The sequence below is a fragment of the Natrinema salinisoli genome, from assembly GCF_020405205.1.
In the GTDB taxonomy this organism is placed as follows: Archaea; Halobacteriota; Halobacteria; order Halobacteriales; family Natrialbaceae; genus Natrinema; species Natrinema salinisoli.
Map to the genome: position 1 here is coordinate 1,707,599 of NZ_CP084469.1, position 20,232 is coordinate 1,727,830.

The 20,232-nt window shown below is 61.8% G+C and carries 22 protein-coding genes; 7 read left to right on the forward strand and 15 right to left on the reverse strand.

All coding sequences use genetic code 11. From position 1 onward, the window contains the following. Positions 1–71: 71 nt before the first annotated feature. From LDB05_RS08375 to LDB05_RS08385, 3 genes are read right to left on the reverse strand one after another with little or no spacing between them, the layout of a single operon-like run. Positions 72–260, reverse strand: a complete 189-nt coding sequence (locus tag LDB05_RS08375) for a hypothetical protein (protein WP_226007467.1) — start codon at positions 258–260, stop codon at positions 72–74. Then, entirely contained in the window at positions 257–757 is a 501-nt protein-coding gene (moaC, locus tag LDB05_RS08380; protein ID WP_226007468.1) for a cyclic pyranopterin monophosphate synthase MoaC, read from the reverse strand. The genes LDB05_RS08375 and moaC overlap by 4 nt, the downstream gene beginning before the upstream one ends. Further along, on the reverse strand, positions 750–2,177 hold the full coding sequence (locus LDB05_RS08385) for an NAD(P)H-hydrate dehydratase (protein WP_226007469.1): 1,428 nt from the start codon (positions 2,175–2,177) through the stop codon (positions 750–752). Before LDB05_RS08385 ends, moaC begins: the two co-directional genes overlap by 8 nt. A gap of 75 nt (positions 2,178–2,252) precedes the next feature. Between LDB05_RS08385 and LDB05_RS08390 the strand changes: the two genes are divergently transcribed. Both LDB05_RS08390 and LDB05_RS08395 read left to right on the forward strand, forming a co-directional pair. After that, positions 2,253–2,750 carry a hypothetical protein gene (locus LDB05_RS08390; protein ID WP_226007470.1) on the forward strand — a complete coding sequence of 166 codons (498 nt, stop codon included), beginning with the start codon at positions 2,253–2,255 and terminating at the stop codon, positions 2,748–2,750. 172 nt (positions 2,751–2,922) lie between these two features. Then, entirely contained in the window at positions 2,923–3,060 is a 138-nt protein-coding gene (locus LDB05_RS08395) for a hypothetical protein (protein ID WP_226007471.1), read from the forward strand. Positions 3,061–3,236: 176 nt separating this feature from the next. Here LDB05_RS08395 and LDB05_RS08400 read toward each other — a convergent pair whose 3' ends face one another. After that, complete coding sequence (locus tag LDB05_RS08400) at positions 3,237–3,515, reverse strand: acylphosphatase (protein ID WP_226007472.1); 279 nt, start codon at positions 3,513–3,515, stop codon at positions 3,237–3,239. Between the two features lie 157 nt (positions 3,516–3,672). On the opposite strand from LDB05_RS08400, the gene LDB05_RS08405 reads away from it, so the two are divergent. Together LDB05_RS08405 and LDB05_RS08410 are read left to right on the forward strand one after the other, a co-directional pair. Continuing rightward, positions 3,673–4,683, forward strand: coding sequence for an MBL fold metallo-hydrolase (locus LDB05_RS08405; RefSeq protein ID WP_226007473.1), 1,011 nt, complete (start codon positions 3,673–3,675; stop codon positions 4,681–4,683). After that, positions 4,683–4,931 (forward strand): hypothetical protein, encoded by a 249-nt coding sequence (locus tag LDB05_RS08410; protein WP_226007474.1) that lies wholly within the window; start codon positions 4,683–4,685, stop codon positions 4,929–4,931. Before LDB05_RS08405 ends, LDB05_RS08410 begins: the two co-directional genes overlap by 1 nt. A gap of 84 nt (positions 4,932–5,015) precedes the next feature. Here the strand turns inward: LDB05_RS08410 and LDB05_RS08415 are convergent, their stop codons facing one another. Continuing rightward, positions 5,016–5,333 (reverse strand): DUF3784 domain-containing protein, encoded by a 318-nt coding sequence (locus LDB05_RS08415; RefSeq protein ID WP_226007475.1) that lies wholly within the window; start codon positions 5,331–5,333, stop codon positions 5,016–5,018. 68 nt (positions 5,334–5,401) lie between these two features. Beyond that, on the reverse strand, positions 5,402–6,283 hold the full coding sequence (locus tag LDB05_RS08420) for a DNA-3-methyladenine glycosylase family protein (protein WP_226007476.1): 882 nt from the start codon (positions 6,281–6,283) through the stop codon (positions 5,402–5,404). Between the two features lie 152 nt (positions 6,284–6,435). Between LDB05_RS08420 and LDB05_RS08425 the strand changes: the two genes are divergently transcribed. Then, positions 6,436–6,924, forward strand: coding sequence for a DUF555 domain-containing protein (locus LDB05_RS08425; RefSeq protein WP_226007477.1), 489 nt, complete (start codon positions 6,436–6,438; stop codon positions 6,922–6,924). 263 nt (positions 6,925–7,187) lie between these two features. Here LDB05_RS08425 and LDB05_RS08430 read toward each other — a convergent pair whose 3' ends face one another. The 7 genes from LDB05_RS08430 to LDB05_RS08460 all read right to left on the reverse strand — a co-directional run bounded on the left by LDB05_RS08430 (position 7,188) and on the right by LDB05_RS08460 (position 12,561). Beyond that, on the reverse strand, positions 7,188–7,424 hold the full coding sequence (locus tag LDB05_RS08430) for a UPF0058 family protein (RefSeq protein ID WP_226007478.1): 237 nt from the start codon (positions 7,422–7,424) through the stop codon (positions 7,188–7,190). 291 nt (positions 7,425–7,715) lie between these two features. Next, positions 7,716–7,895 (reverse strand): DUF7836 family putative zinc-binding protein, encoded by a 180-nt coding sequence (locus LDB05_RS08435; protein WP_226007479.1) that lies wholly within the window; start codon positions 7,893–7,895, stop codon positions 7,716–7,718. A gap of 106 nt (positions 7,896–8,001) precedes the next feature. Continuing rightward, a complete protein-coding gene (locus LDB05_RS08440; RefSeq protein WP_226007480.1) occupies positions 8,002–8,982 on the reverse strand; it encodes a transcription initiation factor IIB in 981 nt (326 codons plus the stop codon). A 213-nt stretch (positions 8,983–9,195) separates the two neighbouring features. Next, on the reverse strand, positions 9,196–9,483 hold the full coding sequence (locus LDB05_RS08445) for a DUF357 domain-containing protein (protein WP_226007481.1): 288 nt from the start codon (positions 9,481–9,483) through the stop codon (positions 9,196–9,198). Positions 9,484–9,593: 110 nt separating this feature from the next. Continuing rightward, positions 9,594–11,600 (reverse strand): DUF7282 domain-containing protein, encoded by a 2,007-nt coding sequence (locus LDB05_RS08450; protein WP_425498604.1) that lies wholly within the window; start codon positions 11,598–11,600, stop codon positions 9,594–9,596. A 318-nt stretch (positions 11,601–11,918) separates the two neighbouring features. Continuing rightward, positions 11,919–12,230, reverse strand: coding sequence for a DUF8036 family membrane protein (locus LDB05_RS08455; RefSeq protein WP_226007483.1), 312 nt, complete (start codon positions 12,228–12,230; stop codon positions 11,919–11,921). Positions 12,231–12,285: 55 nt separating this feature from the next. Next, a complete protein-coding gene (locus tag LDB05_RS08460) occupies positions 12,286–12,561 on the reverse strand; it encodes an ArsR/SmtB family transcription factor (protein WP_226007484.1) in 276 nt (91 codons plus the stop codon). A gap of 312 nt (positions 12,562–12,873) precedes the next feature. Between LDB05_RS08460 and LDB05_RS08465 the strand changes: the two genes are divergently transcribed. After that, the gene (locus LDB05_RS08465) at positions 12,874–14,199 is read left to right on the forward strand and encodes an FAD-dependent oxidoreductase (protein ID WP_226007485.1); all 1,326 of its coding nucleotides are present in this window, start codon (positions 12,874–12,876) and stop codon (positions 14,197–14,199) included. A 604-nt stretch (positions 14,200–14,803) separates the two neighbouring features. Here LDB05_RS08465 and LDB05_RS08470 read toward each other — a convergent pair. Both LDB05_RS08470 and LDB05_RS08475 read right to left on the reverse strand, forming a co-directional pair. Next, positions 14,804–17,299 carry a BGTF surface domain-containing protein gene (locus tag LDB05_RS08470; protein WP_226007486.1) on the reverse strand — a complete coding sequence of 832 codons (2,496 nt, stop codon included), beginning with the start codon at positions 17,297–17,299 and terminating at the stop codon, positions 14,804–14,806. A 431-nt stretch (positions 17,300–17,730) separates the two neighbouring features. Further along, positions 17,731–18,345, reverse strand: coding sequence for a TetR/AcrR family transcriptional regulator (locus LDB05_RS08475; protein WP_226007487.1), 615 nt, complete (start codon positions 18,343–18,345; stop codon positions 17,731–17,733). A 225-nt stretch (positions 18,346–18,570) separates the two neighbouring features. Between LDB05_RS08475 and LDB05_RS08480 the strand changes: the two genes are divergently transcribed. Further along, positions 18,571–20,232, forward strand: a complete 1,662-nt coding sequence (locus LDB05_RS08480; protein WP_226007488.1) for a COG1361 S-layer family protein — start codon at positions 18,571–18,573, stop codon at positions 20,230–20,232.

Sequence of the window (20,232 nt, forward strand, 5' to 3'; positions counted from 1 at the left end):
CTTGGCGGTAAACAAAACATGCCGAGAATGTGTAATAAAAGCGCTATTACACCGTTCCCTATCCCGTTCAGTCAACCGTCTCGGGCTTCCCGTCGATCGTCTCGGTGTGGCGACCCCGACGCGCTCGAAACCGCGGTCCGTGTTTCGCGACGAGATCCGCGAGCAGTCTGCCTCCCGATCGGCGCCTGAACGATCGGGTACTCGATCTCGAGGGTCGAACAGAGCGGCGTCTGTAGCGCCGGTTCTCCGCTCTCGCTCATGCCCGGTGCTTCTCCTTCGTAAGCACCCGCACGTTCTCGATTCCGGTGTCGGGATACTGCCCCTCGTCGTCCTTTTCGATCGCCTTGACCATGTCCCAGACGACGTTCAGGCCGGTGGTGACGCCCTCGAGGGCCTCCATTTCACATCCCGTCTTGCCGGTGGTTTCGACCGCGACCTGTAGCTCGATCCGAGCGTCACCGAGCGAAAAGTCGGTGTCGACGTTCGTGATCGGGATCTGGTGACACATCGGGATCGTCTCCCAGGTGTGCTTGACGGCCTGAATCGCGCCGACGCGGGCGGTCGCGAGCACGTCGCCCTTGCCGACTTCGTCGTCTCGAATCGCTGCGATCGTCGACGGCTGGAGGCGGATCTCCCCGGCCGCGACCGCGCGGCGTTCGCTGTCGGGCTTGTCGCCGACGTCGACCATCTGGACGTCGCCCTCGTCCGTCGTGTGCGTGAGGTCGTCTGCTCCCGACGCGTCGTCGTCCTCACTCATCCGAATCACCCCACAGGGCCGCGGGGAGTTCGTCCAACATATCGGACGCGAGGAAGCCGTGCTCGTCCCCCTCGGCCAGCCGCTCGCCCGCGAGGCCGTTGACGTGTGCGGCCGCGGCGGCCGCGTCGAGCGGCTCGGCACTCTCGAGCAACGCGGCAACGAGGCCCGCGAGCGTGTCGCCGGTCCCGCCGACTTTCATCCCGACGGTGCCGGATCGGCTGATTCGGGTTCGCTCGCCGTCAGTGACGACGTCGGCGGCACCCTTCGCGAGGACGACGTGTCCTAACTCGGCCGCGAACGCCTCGATTTCGTCGGCCGCCGCGGCCAGGTCGTCCGTGTCCGGACCGCCCATCCTCGCTAGTTCGCCTCGGTTGGGCGTACAGACCAGCGTCGCGTCCGTCTCGAGTTCCGGCACGACCTCGAGCGCGTCCGCGTCGACGACCGCCCGGCCGGTATAGGACTCGAAGAACTGCTGGACGGCCTCGAGCGTCTCGTCGGCGGTGCCGATACCGGGACCGATAACGACGACGTTGTCGTATCGCTCGGCCGTCTCGAGCAGGTCGTCGGCTACCTCGGGTGTGAGCAGTTCGCTGTCGTAGGACTGGACGATGAGGTCCTCGCTGTAGCCCTGAATCTCGCCGGCGACGGAGTCGGGCGCCGCGACGAAGGAGAGCTCCGCGCCGGCCCGCAGCGCGGCCTGGGCAGCGAGCGCCGGCGCACCGGTGTAGGGTCCGCCGCCGATGATGTAGGGCCGTCCCTCGCGGTTGTCGGGGCGAGCGAGGCGAACGTCGCCGGGGCCGACGAACCGCTCCGCCGCGGCCGGGATGCCGATGTCCGCGACGGTAACCGCGGCGTCGAGGGCCTCGAGCCCCGGCTTCGCGTCGTGGAACGTGACCACGTGATCGGCTTCGACGCCGTTGTCCGCGTGGTCGCCCGCGTCGGCGTCGAAACCTGACGGGACGTCGACCGCGACGACCGTCGCGTCGGTCTCGTTGATCGCTGCGGACGCGGTCGCTGCAGGCTCCCGAAGCTCGCCGCTGATTCCGGTCCCGAGCATCGCGTCGACGACGACGTCCGCCTCCGGGAGATCGAACCCGCTCGAGTCGGTCACCGCTCGCGTGTCGTAGTCGGCTTTCTCGAGGGCCTTCCAGTTCTCGCGGGCGATCTCGGTCCCGATCAGCTCCGCGCGGCCGAGCAACAGGGTCGTGACGTCGTACTCGTCCAGGAAGCGAGCGGCCACGAAGGCGTCGCCGCCGTTGTTGCCGCGGCCGGCGACGACGACGACGCGAGCGCCCGGGTCGGCGATTGCTCGGATCTCGCGGGCGACTGCGTGCCCGCTCGACTCCATCAACTGCTTTCGCGGTACGCCCAGCGCCGCGGCGTTTTCGTCGACGGCGGCCATTCGCTCGCCTGTAATCATGCGCGAGGGTTCGACCGGCCGACCGTTGAAGATTGCGGACGATACGCTCAATCCGTCGTAGCCCTAACTGCCGCCATGAACGTCTTCTGGCTCGACGAGGATCCGCGGCTCGCCGCGCGCTATCACTGCGACCAGCACGTGAACAAGCTGTTGCTCGAGGCCGCGCAAGTGCTGTGTACCGCGGCCCGAGAGAACGGCTACGAGGCGGACTTTCTCTACGGATCGACCCACGTCAACCACCCCGTGACCAAGTGGGCGACGGAATCGCGTGCCAACTGGCTCCGGCTTCGGGACCACGCCGACGCCCTCAACGCGGAGTTCGTGGGCCGCTACGACAAAGCGGACGATCACGCGAGCTGGACGGTTATCGACCGCATCGATCCCGATCGCATCGCGTTCCCGTCCGAGGAACCGACGCCGCGCCCGCAGGCGATGCCCGACGAGTACAAACGACCCGACGACCCGGTTACCGCGTATCGGGCGTACTACGCCGGGGAGAAAGCCGACTGGGCGGAGTGGAACCATACGGAAGAACCGCCGTGGCTCGAGGCCCGACTGGCCGCACTCGACTGAAGGGACCGATTCGAAATCGCTTATCTCGCCGGGATGGCCGGCTCAAGTGTCCGTCCCCGAGGTCTCCGCGGATAGTTCGCGTCGTGCGAACCCACCACGATAACGATTATTGATTTCTAATTCCAAAACTATATTTACGAATATATAAATCCGCTCGGTCCCGAGACGGTACATGCAACGGAGCGAACACAGCGAGTTTTTCGAGGCCGATCCGATCCGACAGCCCGACGTTGAGGTATACATGCCCGGGACGCCGACCCGGTCGTTCCTGGAATACATCGAGGTGGCCGCCCACGTACTGTTTCGATAGCCGTCTTCACAGTCCGATGACTGTCTTCGTAGCGCGTCACCGCTGAACGGTGAGCGCGAGGACTCCCTACCTTTCGAGTACCGAACTGAAGCGGGCCACTTCGTCCGAGTCGACCCGATATCGCTGTCTCGAGCCGGTGCGCTCGACTCGACGTCTCGATTCCGGACGCGATCGTCTCAATACCGGATCTCGAACCCGTCCTCGCCCTGTGGTTCCCCGTACTCCGCTTCGACGTCGTCGACCTGGGCCGCGGGACTGCCCGTGTGACACCACTCGACCATTGACTCGACAACGTCCTCGGGCCCTTCGAAGACCGCTTCGACGCGACCGTCCTCGAGGTTCTTCACCCAGCCGTCGACGCCCTTCTCTCGGGCCGTATCGCGGGTAGTTGCGCGATAGTAGACGCCCTGTACCGTGCCCGAGACGGAGACGTGTGCGCGGGTTCGGTCTGCCATGTGCGAGCACTCGACGGCAACGGACAAAAATCCGGCTCCGTCGGCCCGACGGCGATCGGTACAGTTCGATCTCGAGCGGGATGGTTTCGAGACCGACTCCTTCGAATTCCGGCGGAAAGCGACAAGCCGAGGTACCTCGAGCCCGTACGTCGTTCCAGTGACGGTACGGCATCGAGACGGAATCCATTTCGAAGATCAGACCGGCGAACCACGGGTGGTCGCCGACGCCCGGAGCGCTGCCGGTACGGTCAACGTGGTGAGCCACGCCCACGCGGATCACACGTTTCGCGCGACGCCGGAAACCGTCGTCTGCTCGCCCGAAACGGCTGCGATTGCCAAGGCCCGAACGGGATCCGGCTTCGAGTACGCGGAACGGGCTCCCGGCATCGAACTCGTCCCCGCCGGCCACGTCGTCGGCTCGCGGGCGGCGATCATCGACCTCGCAGACGCGACCGAGGGGTCACTCTCAGGCCACTACTGCTACACCGGTGACTTCTCCATTCGGGATCGGTGCTACCTCGAGGGGTTCGATCCTCACGCGGTCGACGCGGACGCGCTGATCATGGAGACGACGTACGGCTTGCCGAAGTACCGACTTTCCGCACAGGACGAGCTCGAGGCCGCGATTTCCGACTGGCTGTGCAACAACGACGACCGGCCGCTCTTTCTGTTCGGCTACTCGCTGGGTCGCTCCCAGAAACTCCAGTGGCTTGCTGGCGAGGCGACGAGCGGTCGCGAGATCCTGGTTTCCGAGTCGATTCGCGACGTCAACCGAGCCATCGAAGCGGCGACCGACCTCCAGTTCCCGGGCGAGCGCTACGACTCGCTTCGCCGGCTGACCGACGAGATCGTGGTCCTCCCGTCGAATCAGGCCCGGGCGGACTGGGTCGAGACGGCCGTAGAGCGCGAGGACGGACTGAAGGCGGGCTTTTCGGGCTGGGCCGTCGACGATTCCTTCCGCTATCGGGGCGGCTACGACGTCACGTTCCCGCTCACGGATCACTGTGATTTCGACGAACTGCTCGAGACGGTCCGCGCCATCGACCCCGAGATCGTCTACACGACCCACGGGTTCGACGAGGCGTTCGCGGACGTCCTCGCGACGGAGCACGGCTATCGGGCACAGCCCCTGAAGCGAAACCAGACTACGCTCGAGGAATTCCGCTAATGGGCATCATCGACCGCTTCGAAGAGGAATACCTGGCCGTCTCGAGCGAGCGCGCGTCGGTACGGGAGCTCCTCGAGTTGTTCGTCGGAGCGGTGTTGTTCGTCCTCGGCGCGAGCGCACTGGCCTATTACCTGCTCGGCCGGTGGATCGCACTCTGGATCGCCGCGGCCCTCGTCGTCGTCTTCGGCATCACGCTCCTCTCGCAAGCCTACTGGGCCGTGACCGGTCGCGAGGATTACGAGCGATGATACGGTCACCTCCCGGTTGGAATCGGTTCACGGGCTCGAGAAGCAGTTCTCACGCTCGAGAGGGCATCGACGTCCGGCCCGCACTCACGCTGATTCTTCGTAGCGGCGAGCGCCGAGGATCATTCGGGCAGTGAGTCCAACGACTCCCACGATGAACACGACCCACATGGCGTCGGCGCCGTCGAAGACGCTCGTGTACTCGATCAGTGCGACGACCAAGATGAGCACCGCGACGTACAGCGTATTCGTTCCGATAAAATCAGCCAGTCCCTCTTCGTCGGCGACCCGGTCCGAGTCATAGCCCGCAATCAATCGAACCATCCCGAAATACTTTATTAGGACACCGAGCGCTCCGACGAAGGCTGCAGCCCCGATCAGCGAGATGACTGAGCCGCTTGCCATACGAAATACGTGACAACCTATTCACAAAGCTGTTCCGAGCGACTCGGAGCGGCCGGCGAACGGGACCCTCAATCGCCGGTTCGCAGGTGGTGAAAGATGTATGTCTGAGCGTACCCCGCATACTCCCCGCCGAGTCGTTCGCGAATCGCTCGAGAGGTGTCGGCGTACGAGCCGCGATCGCAGTCCGGATAGTGCTCCTCGATCGCCGATTTGATCCACGTGTCGAGCGGGACTGCCTCGTCGAAGCCCAGCGAGAAGAGGAGGACGCAGTCAGCCACTTTGTCGCCGACGCCGACGAACTGCGTCAGGTACTCCCGCGCCGTCTCGTACTCGAGATCACGCGCTTCCTCCGGGTGAGCCTCGCCGCCGGCGACCATCTCGGCGGTTCGAACGACGTAGGGCGCGCGGTATCCCAGCCCGAGCTCGCGGAGTTCGGCTTCTGTCGCGGTTGCGAGTTGCGCCGGCGTCGGGAACGCGTGGTAGGTCTCGTCCTCGAACGTGAACTCGTCTCCGTACTCGCGGGCCAGCGTCGAGACCATGGTGTGGATGCGACTGACACGCATCTGGGCCGAGCAGATGAACGAGATCAGCGTCCCGAAGGGTGGATCCTGCACGAGCCGCATCCCGCGGTGGGCCTCGTAGGCTTCCCGGAGCAGCTGATCGTCCGGCCCGGCTGCGACTATCGCCTCGAGGTCGTCGTCCAGGCGTAACAGTTGTCGGACGACCGGTTCGGCGTCGGTCGTCGATTCCCACTCGAGAACGCCGTCGCGGGTTCGAACCCGGATCACATCTCTCTCGACGAACGTCGAATACCAGGCGTCGGGAGCCGGCGCGCCGCCGTACATCTCGCCGTCCTCGCGACGCCAGAGGTAGCTCTGACCGCTTTCGAGAGTACGATACAGGTCGAGTCCGCCGGCGAGGTCGTCGATTGGGATGGTCCCCGTCTCCATTCGTTCGAGCCTTTGAGGGCTCGGCTATCTGCCTTTCGGACCGGTGGGCGATGTGCCACGCCCTGTGCCATCGACCAGTGGCCAGCCCGCACAGTCGTTGACCACCCGCAGTGAGGCGAACCTTCTTACTGGAGGCGATACAACAGCTACGTATGGATTGCAGGGTCGTCGTCGAAGCTGCCGTGCCGGTATTCGACGTTGAAACGGAAGACGAGGCGATCCGTATCGCCATCTCGAAGACGGGCGAGATGTTGAACCCTGACCTCAATTACGTCGAGATCAACATGGGCGAGCGTACCTCCCCATCGGGAGAAGAGCTCCCCCCCGCGTTCATCGCGGCCGACGAAGCGCTCGTCGCGCTCGAACTGGAGATGACCGTCTTCAACGTCGAGCGCGAGGAACACGCCTCGCGGATCGCACGGAAGGAGATCGGACAGCTTCTCGAGAACATCCCGCTCGAGGTCATACAGGTCGACGTCCTCGAAGATGAGGACGGCGAGGAGTCGACCGAAACCGACGGCGAATCGTCCGACAGCGAGCAGACGGATCAAACCGAGACGACCAGCGCTTCGGCGGCCGACGAAACTGGCGACGCGGACGACGAGGAGATCCTTCCCGAGTTCGAGGACCTCGTCGAATAGGACACGGACCAGTCGGGAGATCTCGCGATCGGATCGGTCGTTCGATTCCGATCGTCCGATTCGAAACGCCGAGTAGCTGTGCGGGACGAAGACCGAAGCCGAAAGCGACGGTGCGTTTCCATCTCAACGAACGATTATTCTGAGACAACGATCTGCAAGCCTGCGATCGACTGACTAATTAGGTCTGTAGCGTTCAATCTATATGTATCAGTGAACGGTCTTGCCAGTCGGTGACTGGGTGATCTGAGGACGCGACGAGATTCTCAGTCTGCGGTTGCGGCGACTGCTTCCTGCTCCCCTTCCCGCATGTTCGTCGTGATTCCCTCAGCGATCGCAAAAACAGCGGCCTTGTGGTCGGTTTTCGACTTGTGAATCGATGTCGGCCGAATCCCGAGCGATTCGTATTCACCGAGGTCGATCTGACAATTGTCCCACTCTGCGCACTGATTCGATACCTCCGCGAGAAGACCGTGAAGGTGAATGAGCTCCTGTTTCTTCATAACCATCCGGTCCTACCCACCGCAGGGTTATATTATTATCTTGAGTCGCGTTAACACACAGCCCGTGTTGACCGTACGGATTATCACGGAACGAGGGGGTTCGAATGGAGTCCCTACGTGATTGAAATCGAATGCCTCCGTCGGGGTAGGACCCAGTTAGTTAGAGTAATAACTCCTTTCGATCAAGTTTCGGGTACGTTGTGTTCGGAGAGTTAAACCGTGACTACTGCCGGAAAGACAGTTGTACGGCCGGTGTTATTATGTTTGAGTGACATTATAGTCAACGCCGTCCTATCCGAGCTGTTTCAACGTCTGCAGATCGCGATCCGTCCGCATGAACTCGGCCGTCCGACGGGATGCGTGGCAGTTCGGACAGTGGAACATCTTGGCGGCCGCAGGAAGTTCGTCCGGAGAAGTCTGCCAGTCTTTCGTACATTCTGGACACAGCAGTTGGACGGTCGTTCTGTCCATGGCATACTCTTTCACATGAGTATTGATAAACGTTGTCGCAGTTCTACAGACCCAAAAAGACCACCCGCGTCAGCGCGACGCGACAGATGACAGCCGTCGAACCCCGTTATGCGGGGGCAGCCGTATCCGAGGCCTCGAGCAGCTCCTTGTACCGGTTTCGGATAGTCACTTCGGAGATGCTGGCGACTTCGCTGACTTCGTTCTGGGTGACCTTCTCGTTGGTCAAGAGCGCGGCGGCGTACACCGCTGCCGCGGCGAGGCCGACCGGCGACTTGCCGCTGTGGACGCCTTCCTGACGGGCCGACTCGAGCAGTTCGCGGGCCATTCGCTCGGTCTCGTCGGAGAGGTCGAGGTCGCTGACGAACCGCGGCACGTAATGTTCGGGGTCGGCCGGCTTGACCTCGAGGCCGAGCTCCCGGATGATGTAGCGGTACGTGCGGGTCAGTTCCATCTTCTCGACGCGGGAGACGGCCGAAATCTCGTCGAGGCTTCGCGGCGTGCCGGCCTGTCGGGCGGCGGCGTACAGCGAGGACGTCGCGACGCCCTCGATGGAGCGGCCCGGCAGCAGGTCTTCCTCGAGCGCGCGGCGGTAGATGACCGACGCAGTTTCTCGGACGTTCTCTGGGAGGCCAAGCGCGGAAGCCATCCGGTCGATCTCACCGAGCGCCTGCTTGAGGTTGCGCTCTTTGGAGTCGCGGGTGCGGAAGCGCTCGTTCCAGGTGCGCAGGCGCTGCATCTTCTGGCGCTGGCGGCTCGAGAGCGAGCGGCCGTAGGCGTCCTTGTCCTGCCAGCCGATGTTCGTCGAGAGTCCCTGGTCGTGCATCATGTTGGTCGTGGGTGCACCGACGCGGGACTTCTCGTCCTTCTCGGCGGAGTCGAAGGCACGCCATTCGGGGCCGCGGTCGATCTCGTCTTCCTCGACGACCAGTCCACAGTCCGTACAGACCGTTTCGGCGTGCTCGTCGTCCGAGATCAGTCGACCGCCACACTCCGGGCAGTGTTCCTGTTCGGACGATACTGCCGTGCTTTCGTCTTCCGTCTCTGTCTCCTTCTCGTTCGTATATGTTCGGATGCTTGTATCTGTCATGGTGTATCGGGTGGGTTACTCGGGGCTCCCGGGTGGGGTAATCCAGAAGAAACCCGGTCGCCTCAGCTAACATAGGGTAAGGCCGAAAGCCATATAAAGGTTTCGCCTACTTTATAAACTAACTGGATTTGCTATTATATAGGTTCCGGTTATATATTCATTAATCGTTTACGACTTGGCGGAGTTCGGAGCCGCCTCGATACGCAGCGACGTTCACTCGACGGTGAAGAGATGACCGTCCTGCGGGACGTCGAATAGCCCGACTCGAGCACCGGCGTCGAGCCACGCGTGCCCGTACGAAAACGACGCGAGTGCGTTGACGAGGTCACCCTGTTCTTGGAAGTGATTGCCGTCCTCCAGGTAGGACGCCGCCATCTCGTAGCAGTCCGCGGCCGCGTCCGCCATCGGCGTCCCCTCGGGCGGGGCGATCGTCGCCGCCTCGAGCGCCTCGGTGAGCAGTTCTCCGTAGCGGTTCGTCTTCTCCTCGAGATCGGCGGCCATGGTCGGTCCTCGTCGCTCGAGTCCGTAAGTGCGTCGTCTCAGCTGCGCAGCTGATTCGTCACTGCGAGCGGAGCGGGTCACCGGTCGAATTTCGATCGACCGATCGCGTCTTAGTCGACGCGTCGGGCGATCGCTGCTGCGGCGAGCAGGGCGACGAGTGCTGCGGTGATACCGAAGCCGGGCACGCTATCGCCCGACTCCTCGGCCATCTCGCCGTCGCCATCCTGGTCGCTCATTTCGTTACTTCCGTCTTCACCGTCCATCGAGTCGCCGTCGTCCATGCCGTCCGTATCGTCACCCTCGACCGTGACGCTGGCGGACGCCATGACCGGTCCCCCAGCAGCCGCGTAGGGACCGTCGGCTCCACCCTCGCTCTCGAGGAAATCGTACTCCTCGTCGGCGTCGGTATCCTGATGCGCCATCGCGAAGACGTCGGCGTCAGCCGTCACCGGATCGTCCAACGTGATCTCGACGTCCTCGTGCGTGCCGGGTCCGAGGTACGCGCTCGTGCCGCGAACGCTGTCGAAGACCGCGCCGTCGGCGAGCGTGCTGTCGTGAACCGTCACGAACCCGCCGTCGTGGAGCGTCACCGATTCGACGGTGATCGTCTCGCCGTCACCCTCCTGATCCATCGCATCGACCGTCGCCGGAACGGTCAGCTTGGCCGTGTCCACGACGGCCTCACCGTTCGCAGTGTACGGACCGTCGTCCTCACCCTCGCTCGCGGCGAAGTCGTATGCCTCGTTGTCGTTCGTATCCTGATGCGCCATCGGCACGACCGTCTGGCTGTCCGTCAGGCGCTCGTCGAACGTGATCTCGACGTCCTCGTGCGTGCCGGCCTCGAGGTACTCGCTCGTGCCGACGACGCTCCCGAAGACGTTTCCGCCGAACAGGCTGGCGTCGTGAACCGTCACGAAGCCGCCCTCGGAGAGATCGACCCGATCGATCGTCATCGTCGTGCCGTCCGACGACTGTGCCGAGGCGGACACGGCGGCCGAAACCGTCACGTCACCGTCGTCCATCACGATGTCGCCGTCAGTCGTGTACGGGCCGTCCTCCTCGCCCTCGCTGGCGGGGAAGTCGTATTTGTTGTTGTCGTTCGTGTCCTGGTGCGCCATTCCGAACAGCGCGCCGTCCTCCTCGAGTTCGTCGTCGAGGCGGATCACGACGTCGCGGTGCAGTCCCGGCTCGAGGTACTCGCTCGTGCCGCGGATGCTCTCGAACACCGCGCCGTCCGCGATGGTGCTGTCGTGCATCGTGACGAAGCCGCCTTCGGGGACGTAGACTTCGTCCACGACCACGGAGCTGCCGCCGGAGGACTGGTTCGCGAACGAAACGGTCGCGTCGTCGCTCACTGTCACGTCAGTCGGTGCCATCACCGGGTCGCCGTTCGCGTTCGCGTACGGCCCGTCGTCGGCTCCCTCGCTCGTCGCGAAGTCGTACGTCTCGTTGTCGTTCGAATCCCGGTGTGCCATCGGGTACACCGTCTCGTCGCCCTCGAGGGGCTCGTCGAGCGTTACGCGGACGTTCTCGTGAACGCCGGCCTCGAGGTAGTCGCTCGTGCCGCGGATGCTCTCGAAGACCGCGCCGTCCGCGATCGAACTGTCGTGGACCGTCACGAAGCCGCCCTCCGCGAGCTCGACGCGATCGACGACGACGCTGTCGCCGGTCGTCGGCTGCTCGCTCATCTCGAGGTCGGCCGAGACGGTTACCTCGGCGTCTGCCATCACGATGTCACCGTCGACGGTGTAGGGACCGTCCGCCTCGCCGTTGCTCGAGACGAACGAGTACACTCGGTCGTCGTCGCTATCGGTGTGTGGCATCGCGAACAGCGTGTCGTCCGCCGAGATCTGTTTCTCGAGGTGGACGGTGACGTTCTCGTGCGTGCCGGACTCGAGATACGCGCTCGAGCCGACGACGCTACCGAGCGTCTCACCGTCACCCAGCGAGCTGTCGTGGATCGTCACGAAGCCGCCCTCGGGGAGCGTCACTTCGTCGACGACGACAGTTGATCCGCCCGACGTCTGTGCGTCGAAGGTCACTGCCGCCTGGTCGTCCTGTGCTATCGCAGTCGACGCGTCTGTCGCGCCGACCGCACCCGCCGTCCCGGCCAGCATCGCGCTGACCAAAACGACGGCTCCCATCAGTACTGCGCTGTATTGGCGCATGACCCTCACTGCCCGGAGTACTTAAAAAAGGATTTTCCGAACTCGGACCGCACTCCCGTGGGACTCCGACCGGACTCGGACCCAAATTCGACCCAAAACGTCCGTTCGGAGTCGACGGCCTCCCGCGAAACGAACCGCGCAGGCACAGCAATGTGTAATCACTGCTGTCGCAGTAATCAATGATAGCGTACGGACCGACGCCGAACCGTCGGTATCGGATTCCGAACTATCGTGGAGAACGAAATCGGCAGGAAAACGGAGACACCCTCAGTCGAGGGTGATCCACAGCAGAAAGCTTAGACCGGCCGTCTGCGCGATGTTGATCGCCATCTGGGTCTGCCAGACGATCATCGGAACCAGGGACTCGTTGTGCCACCACGCCGAGAGGTCCGGATCGATCAGGTAGTAGTAGAGAACGAGCGCGTTCTCGAGCAACAGGAACACTGCGAAGACGAGGAGGCCGAGCGTATGCTTCGACTTGAACGTCAGGTAGTTACGGCCCCAAATGTAGCCTAACCCCAGCAGTAACACGACGTTGAGGGCAGTTGCGACCTTCGCAGCGGCGATCCAGAGGCTCATCTGTTCCTCCGTTGGCAACGATATGCGATATACTCTTTCCCAAATTCGTCCATACTTACTCCACCTGCTCGATTATCTGCTCGACTGTTTCCCAATGATGGCGCGTGCGATCCGTCGGCAGGTAAATCGCACCGTAATCGTCGCCGCTCTTCGTCACGATGTCGTTCTCGAGGAGCACGTCGAGATGGTGACGAATCGTCTTGTAATCGAGCTCGAGCGCCTCCGCGAGTTGGTTGGCGTTTCGCGGTTGTTCGTCGAGCGCGTTGAGGATGCGGACGCGGTTCGTGCCGCCGCGAGTGCCGGTCAGCACGTACCACAGTGCCGCCTCCATTACCCGGGGCAACTCACTCGACTGTCTTAAACTATCACGTATGGGGAATCATAACCGCAATCGACGGACGGGACGCTTTTTACTTGGTCCAGAGCCCGCTGGATCGGCGGCCACTGAGGACCGGCCGCCCCCGTGTCGTTTGGAACCGCCACGTGCTCGAATTGAGAACGTCCCGCTCGAGTGTGATCCCAGTGCTGTCCGCTCGAGTGTGCCCTCTCTATCGGGCAGAACGGAGCACAGGGCCGTCGTCGCAACAGGGATCACTTGCTGAGAGCGCAAGGGGTTTAGGGTACTCTACCCTACACCTGATACATGAGCGACCAGCCACGCGTCGAGATATATACCAAAACGGACTGTCCCTATTGTGAGAAGGCCAAGGACCTTTTCGACAGCAAAGATATCGAGTACGAGACGTACAACGTCACCGGCGACGACGACCTCTTCGAGGAGATGGTCGAGCGCGCGGACGGCCGTCAGACCGCCCCCGAAGTGTTCATCGACGACGAACTGATCGGCGGCTGGGACGACACCAGCGCACTCAACGAGACGGGCGAACTCGACGAGAAACTCGGGATCGCCACCGAGGACACCGACGAGATCCTCGAGCACCGGAAACTCATCATCGCCGGCACCGGAATCGCCGGGCTGACCGCCGCGATCTACGCCGGCCGCTCGAACAACGAGCCGCTCGTCATCGAGGGCGACGAACCCGGCGGCCAGCTCACCCTGACCACCGACGTCGCGAACTACCCCGGCTTCCCCGACGGGATCGGCGGCCCGGAGCTGGTCAACAACATGAAAGAGCAGGCCACACAGTTCGGCGCCGAACTGAAAAACGGCATCATCGAGTCCGTCGACGACTCGAGTCGACCGTTCCGCGTCGAACTCACGAACGGCGACGTCTACACTGCCGACGCCGTCATCGCCGCTTCGGGTGCTAGCGCCCGAACCCTCGGCATCCCCGGCGAGGACGAGCTCATGGGCTACGGCCTCTCGACCTGTGCGACCTGTGACGGCGCGTTCTTCCGTGGCGAGGACATGCTCGTCGTCGGCGGCGGCGACGCCGCCATGGAGGAAGCTACCTTCCTCACGAAGTTCGCCGACACCGTCTACATCGCCCACCGCCGCGAGGAATTCCGCGCAGAGGACTACTGGGTCGACCGCGTCCAGGAGAAGGTCGAGGACGGCGAGATCGAAATCATGACGAACACCGAACTGATCGAGATTCACGGCTCCCAGGCGGAGGGCGTCGACCACGTCACCCTCGTCGAAAACGAGCAGGGCCACCCTACCGACCGTCTCGACGACCCCGAAACCGAGGAGTTCGACTTCGACGTCGGGGCCGTCTTCTTCGCGATCGGCCACACCCCCAACACGGGCTACCTCGAGGACACCGGCGTCGAAACGGACGACGAAGGCTACCTCCGGACCAAAGGCGGCGACGGCGGCGACCAGACCGAAACCGACGTCCCCGGCATCTTCGGCGCCGGCGACGTCGTCGACTACCACTACCAGCAGGCCGTGACCGCTGCCGGAATGGGCTCGAAGGCTGCACTCGATGCCGACGAATACCTCGAGGACCTCGAGCGAGCCGACTCGAGTGCGGAGGAAGCGGAGCCAGCGGCGGCAGACGACTGACGACGATTGCGACAGCGGACGAGAGCTGTCGTTCCGAGCGTATCCGATAGTTACGTCTCGTCGTAAGACCTCGTTTTCCAGAAGTCGGTTGTGATTCGACGGCTCTCCAGCCCACCACATGTCACCAGCGATTTCGCTGTGGAATCGATCGGTGATTCGGTAATCCGGAGTACACGATCGCACCGGTATCTATACCGAGAGCACCACCGAGCTACAGCCGAGAATAAGAACGCGTGCTCGAGGAGAAATGTGACGATCCAGTCGATACGGCTGCTGGGTATCGTCGGTTAGCTACAACTCACGACTGCCGTTCGATCGTGGCAAGTTGCCCGAGAGCATTCGGCTGCAGTGTGGTGTACTGGATAGTCTCAAAACAAGGTACCTTTTCGAGTTTGTCGGACGCTTAGTCTCCTACCCTCCGTTTTGGCTGCCGAGTACGGTAGTGATCCCACGTCACCCATCAGACCAACTCGGTCGCTGATACGATGTCGTCGGGTCGGCTATGCCTCGTGACTGAGCGACGCGACGCTGTCGCTGGGTGGTGTAGCGCCCAATAAAAGAAACCGCGGAAATTAGGGCCGGCGTGAGCCGGTGGTTCTACAGCTTAGTTCTGGCGGCGGAGTGCCAGCATTGCTGCGCCGAGCAGCGCGACGAGTGCGACGCCGACACCGAAGCCGGGCGTTCCGTCGGAGCTGCCGTCGTCGGAGCTGCCGTCGTCGGAGCTGCCGTCGTCGGAGCTGCCGTCGTCGGAGCTGCCGTCGTCGGAGCTGCCGTCGTCGGAGGTACCATCGTCGGAGGTATCCTCAGTGGAGACGGTCAGCGTACCGGACTTTTCGGTTTCGCCGTCAACGATCAGTTCCCACTCGTAGTCGCCTTTCTCAGCGCCTTCGAGGAGGGTTGCACCGTCGACGATCGTGTCGCTTGCGCCGCCCTCAAGTTCGAGGGTGTCGTTGTACAGCGTCTCACCGTCGAAGACGAATTCGACGTCTTCGGAGGCACTGAAGTCGTTGACGTTCTCGGCGGAGATCGTACCGGTGACGTCGTCACCAACCACGGGTTCGGCCGGGTCGGTGGAGACGTCGTAGCTGAAGTCCTGCGGTTCGTCGCCTTCGGTCAGCACGGAGTCGACCTCAGCGTTGTCGACACCAGAGGCGGAGGCACGGAGGGTGAACTCGGTGCCTGCCTCGTAGTCACTGAAGTCGAACGTGGTCGAGAACGATCGGTCGCTCTCGGTATCGACGCCGTCGTTCAGGACGAAGTTACCGGAGGATCGGGCTCGCGTGGAGATCTCCGTACCGGGCGCGAGGTTGGTATCTCCCGTCAGGGTAGCGTTCGTGGCCGGGACGCTCTCAACGTTGTCGTCCCATTCGAGGTCGCGCTCTTCCACGGTGAAGCTGGATTCGACTTCCACTTCGTCATCCTCGTCTTCGACGAAGGCGTTCCGGTCGTCTACCGTGAACGTCATGTCGTAGTCATCAGCAGTCAGGTTCTGACCGTAGTGGTCTTCAACCGTGCTGATCTCGAGTCGGAGGTCGCCGTCGTACTCATTGATGTTGAGGATGTTGACGGTGAGGTTGTCCTCTCCACTCGCGGTACTGGTGTTCCAGGTGTGTGCCTCAGCGTTCGCACCGGGATCTGCCTGCTCGATCTCGATGTTGATGCCCGACGCATTGAGTATGCTACTCATGTTGTCGCCGTCGCTTACGCCGTTGGAGTTGAGGTTATCGAACCAGCCCTCAGAGCCGAAGTCCTCGATGGTCACGATCGCGTGATCTTCTTCGGCGATGAGGTCGGTCTCGGTAACCGTTGCTTCTTCGTAGTCCTCAATGCCGACAACGTCATCTGCACCAGGTGCAGTGTTGAGCGTCGGTGCACCGGACTGGCTCTTTTCGGAGAGCGTCAGGAAGGCGCTGTCGCCCTCGTTGACGATCTCTCGATCAGTAGTGTCCCAGCTCTGGCCGACGAGTAGTTCGTAGTCACCGGCACCGAGTGGGGTCGTTATGGGATCAGTGTTTGGCGTGTAGTTGATATACGTATTTTCGATGGAGACATCGTCTTCGTGGACGCTCCATGCATCTTCGTCCCCAGTTTCACCGTTGCTACCGGCAATGACGGTGTTGAACTGGAGCGTAATCTGGTCGTATCCATCGTCGGACTCGTCCTCGAACTGGACGACCGATTCGTAGTTAACCTCTTCGCGGTCGCCGATCTTCACGGCACCGCGATCGGTCTCTTCGAGGTCGACGGTAACGTTGACGACGTCACCGCGCTCGCCAACGTAGCTGCCTTCGGTGAAGGCCGTTTCGACACTGTCGTCACGGACTTCGACCGTTGCGGTGTCTTCGGCAGTCGTGTCGACGGACTCGACGGTGAAGTTGTATTCACCAGCGTCGATGCCCGAGAAGTTCGCGACGAAGTCGCCACGGGCCTGCAGGCCGATGACGTCTTCCTCTGCGTCACTCCCCACGACGTTCTGTCCGTCGGTCGCGAAGATCTGAACGAGATCATCGTGGTCGAGACCGTCCGCGCTCACGTTCGCCTGGAACGTCGGACGACCCGAGTCGATCGCGAGGGTCGTGTTGGCGGAGGTCGCACCGTTGATGTTAGTCACCGATGCGTCGTCGAAGCTCGCGTCAATGTTCTGGACGCGAACGCTGAAGTCGCCTTCTTCGCTGTTGCCTACCTCAAGGTAGTGAGCACCACTTTCGAGGTTGGTCGAGTCAACGACGACGAAGTTTGGTCCAGTCGTAACTTGACTTGAGATCTCTGTCTCATCGACGCCAAAGTCGTCTGCAGCGACGCTGGGGTCATCGTAGACTGTCAGTCCGCGCTGCCAGTCGTCGCTGGCATCAGAGACGTTCTTGTACAGGTCAACTTCAGAATTGCCGTTACCTCCGAGGTCGTAGACGGCAATCTGTCCCTGGTAAACGTTACCAGAGAGGTCGGTTACACTGCTGGCAACGTTCGCACCGGTGCCGTTGCCGTCAGCGTCGTTGGGATATGCAGCTGCTGCACCGGCCATGGACACTACGGAGAGTACCATGAGCGCGGCCAGGATCACTGCACGACCCTTTTTGCGATATGTCGTTTCGTTTGTCATTTATGTTGTATTATCGTTGTATTTCGATTAGTTAGCGATCGATTCACCGGGAGTGCGAGTCATCGTCGGCAACGCATCGGTTCCGACTTCGGGACTCACACCGGGTAGGGGTGTTCCATTCTTTTTAAGCTTTGAGTAATAAGCTTTCTGGAAACATAGTACGCTGATATTATTCGGTAAAAGTCTATTAATCGGGGCCCTGATACCTCTTTCTGCCTCAATAATGTACTGGCATAAGTATCAAGAGAACAACTGCTAGTCGACTGGATCGTCGATATTATTACTACAATATTACTTTAATTATCTCCGATAGTCGGACCGTTTCGGCGATCCGATATCCGAGTTCGAGGTGAGATAGTATTACCTGAGATATAAACTATTGAATTAATAAAATTATAATAAGAAATTAAATGTATTCTAACAGGAGAGCACTACCGCGCGTCTTCTCTCGTGCGCACGGCCGAGTCAAGATAATTAATGAGTTCGGTATGGATATTCGCGAGCCATTCGTCGTCGTCAGTACTCGAGCGCCGCAGCACCGTCCCAATAAACACCGTCTGAAGCGTCTCGGCGACGGCGTCCGGATCGCACTCGAGGAACGCACCGCTATTGATTCCCGCCCGGAGAACCGTTGCGAGTGACTCTTTGAAAATTCGGTCGCTTCTGGTGAAGTGCTCCCGATACTCCGAATCGTGGACCGCACGGGCCCGCAGCTCGAGAATCGTCGTCAGAAATCCGTGCCACTCGTCGTCGACGTCGGTCGCGAACCACCACTCGAGAATCTCCTCGAGTCGCCCTTTCGGGTCGTCGACAGCGTCGTTCCCGAACTCGGATTCGAACTGCTCGAGCAGGTATTCGAGACACGCGAGTACCAGCGCGTCCTTGTTCTCGTAGTGATGATAGACGAGCGATGGACTCTGCTCGAGTTCATCACCGATCGTCTGCATCGTCAAGTCCGCGTAGCCGTGCTCGTTGAGACTCCGGTAAGTCGCCGCCAGAATCTTTTCGCAGGTGTCCGTCGGATCGTCGAAGACGTCACTGGGCACTGTCGTCCACCTCTCGCCTCATCTTCGCTACCGAGTCGGACCACGGGAGGCGTGAATCGGTCGCGAACGCCACTACTGAGTCGTACGGGTTCATTCAGCGATACATCACGCTACGGTGGCATAATCGATTTGATTGAACGTTCATTCAAAGAAGTTATACCGGTGGCGTCCCGCTTGTATTGCAATGAGTGACGGTCAGTTTCTCGAACATGTTTCCCAAGGAATATGGGCGACAGCAACGTCAACAGCGACGTTCGAGTCGAACGCGGGGTGGATTTGGTGAATCAGCGCCGCGGTGTCGCCCTCACACTCGCCGTCGTGACTATCGTCGGAGTCCTCGCTCCCCTCACCGTAACGGCGACGCTGGCACAGCAAGGCGGCGAGTTGACGCGTGGCGAACCGGACCTCGAGCTCGTCGACTCGAACCCGGATGTCACCCCAGGGACGGAGACGACTCTCGAGGTGACCCTCAAAAACAACGGCGATCTGCATACCGGTGCACAGGCTGACCGGGTACTCACGGCTCGCGGTGTGACCGCCGAGATTTCCGACGCCGATCCGTTCGAATCGGCGTCCGGTGAAGTCGCGGTCGGTCCAATTCAGGACGGAGCAATCGGGACGGCCCCACTTTCGATCGAAGTACCGGAAGACGTCGAGCCTGGTACTTACGATGTCCAGGTCGACGTCGAGTACGACTACACCAACCGAGTCTCGGACGCCTCGAGCTCACAACAGCGACTTACGAAGACTCAGACCCTCGATTTCCGTGTAACGGTTCCCGACGAGCCCCGGTTCGACGTCTCGGATGTCACGACCGACGTCGCTCCCGGCGAGAGCGGCGACGTGACGATGGAGATCGAGAACACGGGAGGAAAACCGGCAAATCATACGCGCGCGTCCGCGACCGGGTTCGGAGGCGTGACGATCGACGGCGCAACGAGCCAGATCTCCATTGGCGACCTCGAACCCAACGAATCGACGACGACCACCGTCGAGGCGGCGATCGCCGAGTCGACCAGTGCGACGGACAAGCCCCTCGAGGTATCGTTCACGTACGCGGACAAAGCCGGTATCGATCGGACGACCGACCCCGTTCGAACGACGATGTCACTGACGGCAGCCCAATCGTTCTCGATTCGAAACCTCGAGGACACCCTCGCCGTCGGATACGAGGGAGACGTGACGGGCGAAGTCGTCAACGACGGGCCGGGTCCGATCGACGATGCGGTGCTCGTCGTCGAACCGATGAGCGATTCGCTGTTCGTCGAGGACACCCGGTACGCCCTCCCCGAACTGAAACAGGGCGAAGCCGCCGACTTCCGGTACCCGACCGACGTGAGCGGACAGGCCGACGCGGGAGCGCGCCAGCTGCGCTTTACCGTCGAATACACCGGCAACGGCGATGCGACGCTCCAAGACGGTCCGATCTCCGAGCGAGTCGTCGTCGACGCCCGGACCGACGAGTTCTCGGTCAGCGACGACGGCGCGTCGGTCAGGCAGGGCGAAACCAGCGACCTCGTGCTCGAGATCACGAACGAACGCCCGGAGACGCTGTCGAACATCGATGCCAGACTGTACACCGAAGGGGCGCTCGACGCCCCCGACGACGAGGCGTTCGTCAAGGAACTCAAGCCGGGCGAATCGGCCGAGATTCCGTTCGAGATTACGGCCGGATCGGACGCGAGCGTCGAGACGCATCCGGTCGAGCTGGACTTCGAGTACGACACCGAACGCGGAGAGACGGTCCTCTCGGATGTCTATCAGCACCCGATCGAGGTCGAAGCCGGCGAGGACGACGGTGGCGGGTTCTCGTCAATCATCGTCGGGATACTCGGTGCGCTCGCAGTGAGTGGAATCGGCATCGGCCTCTGGGTGCGACAACGCTAA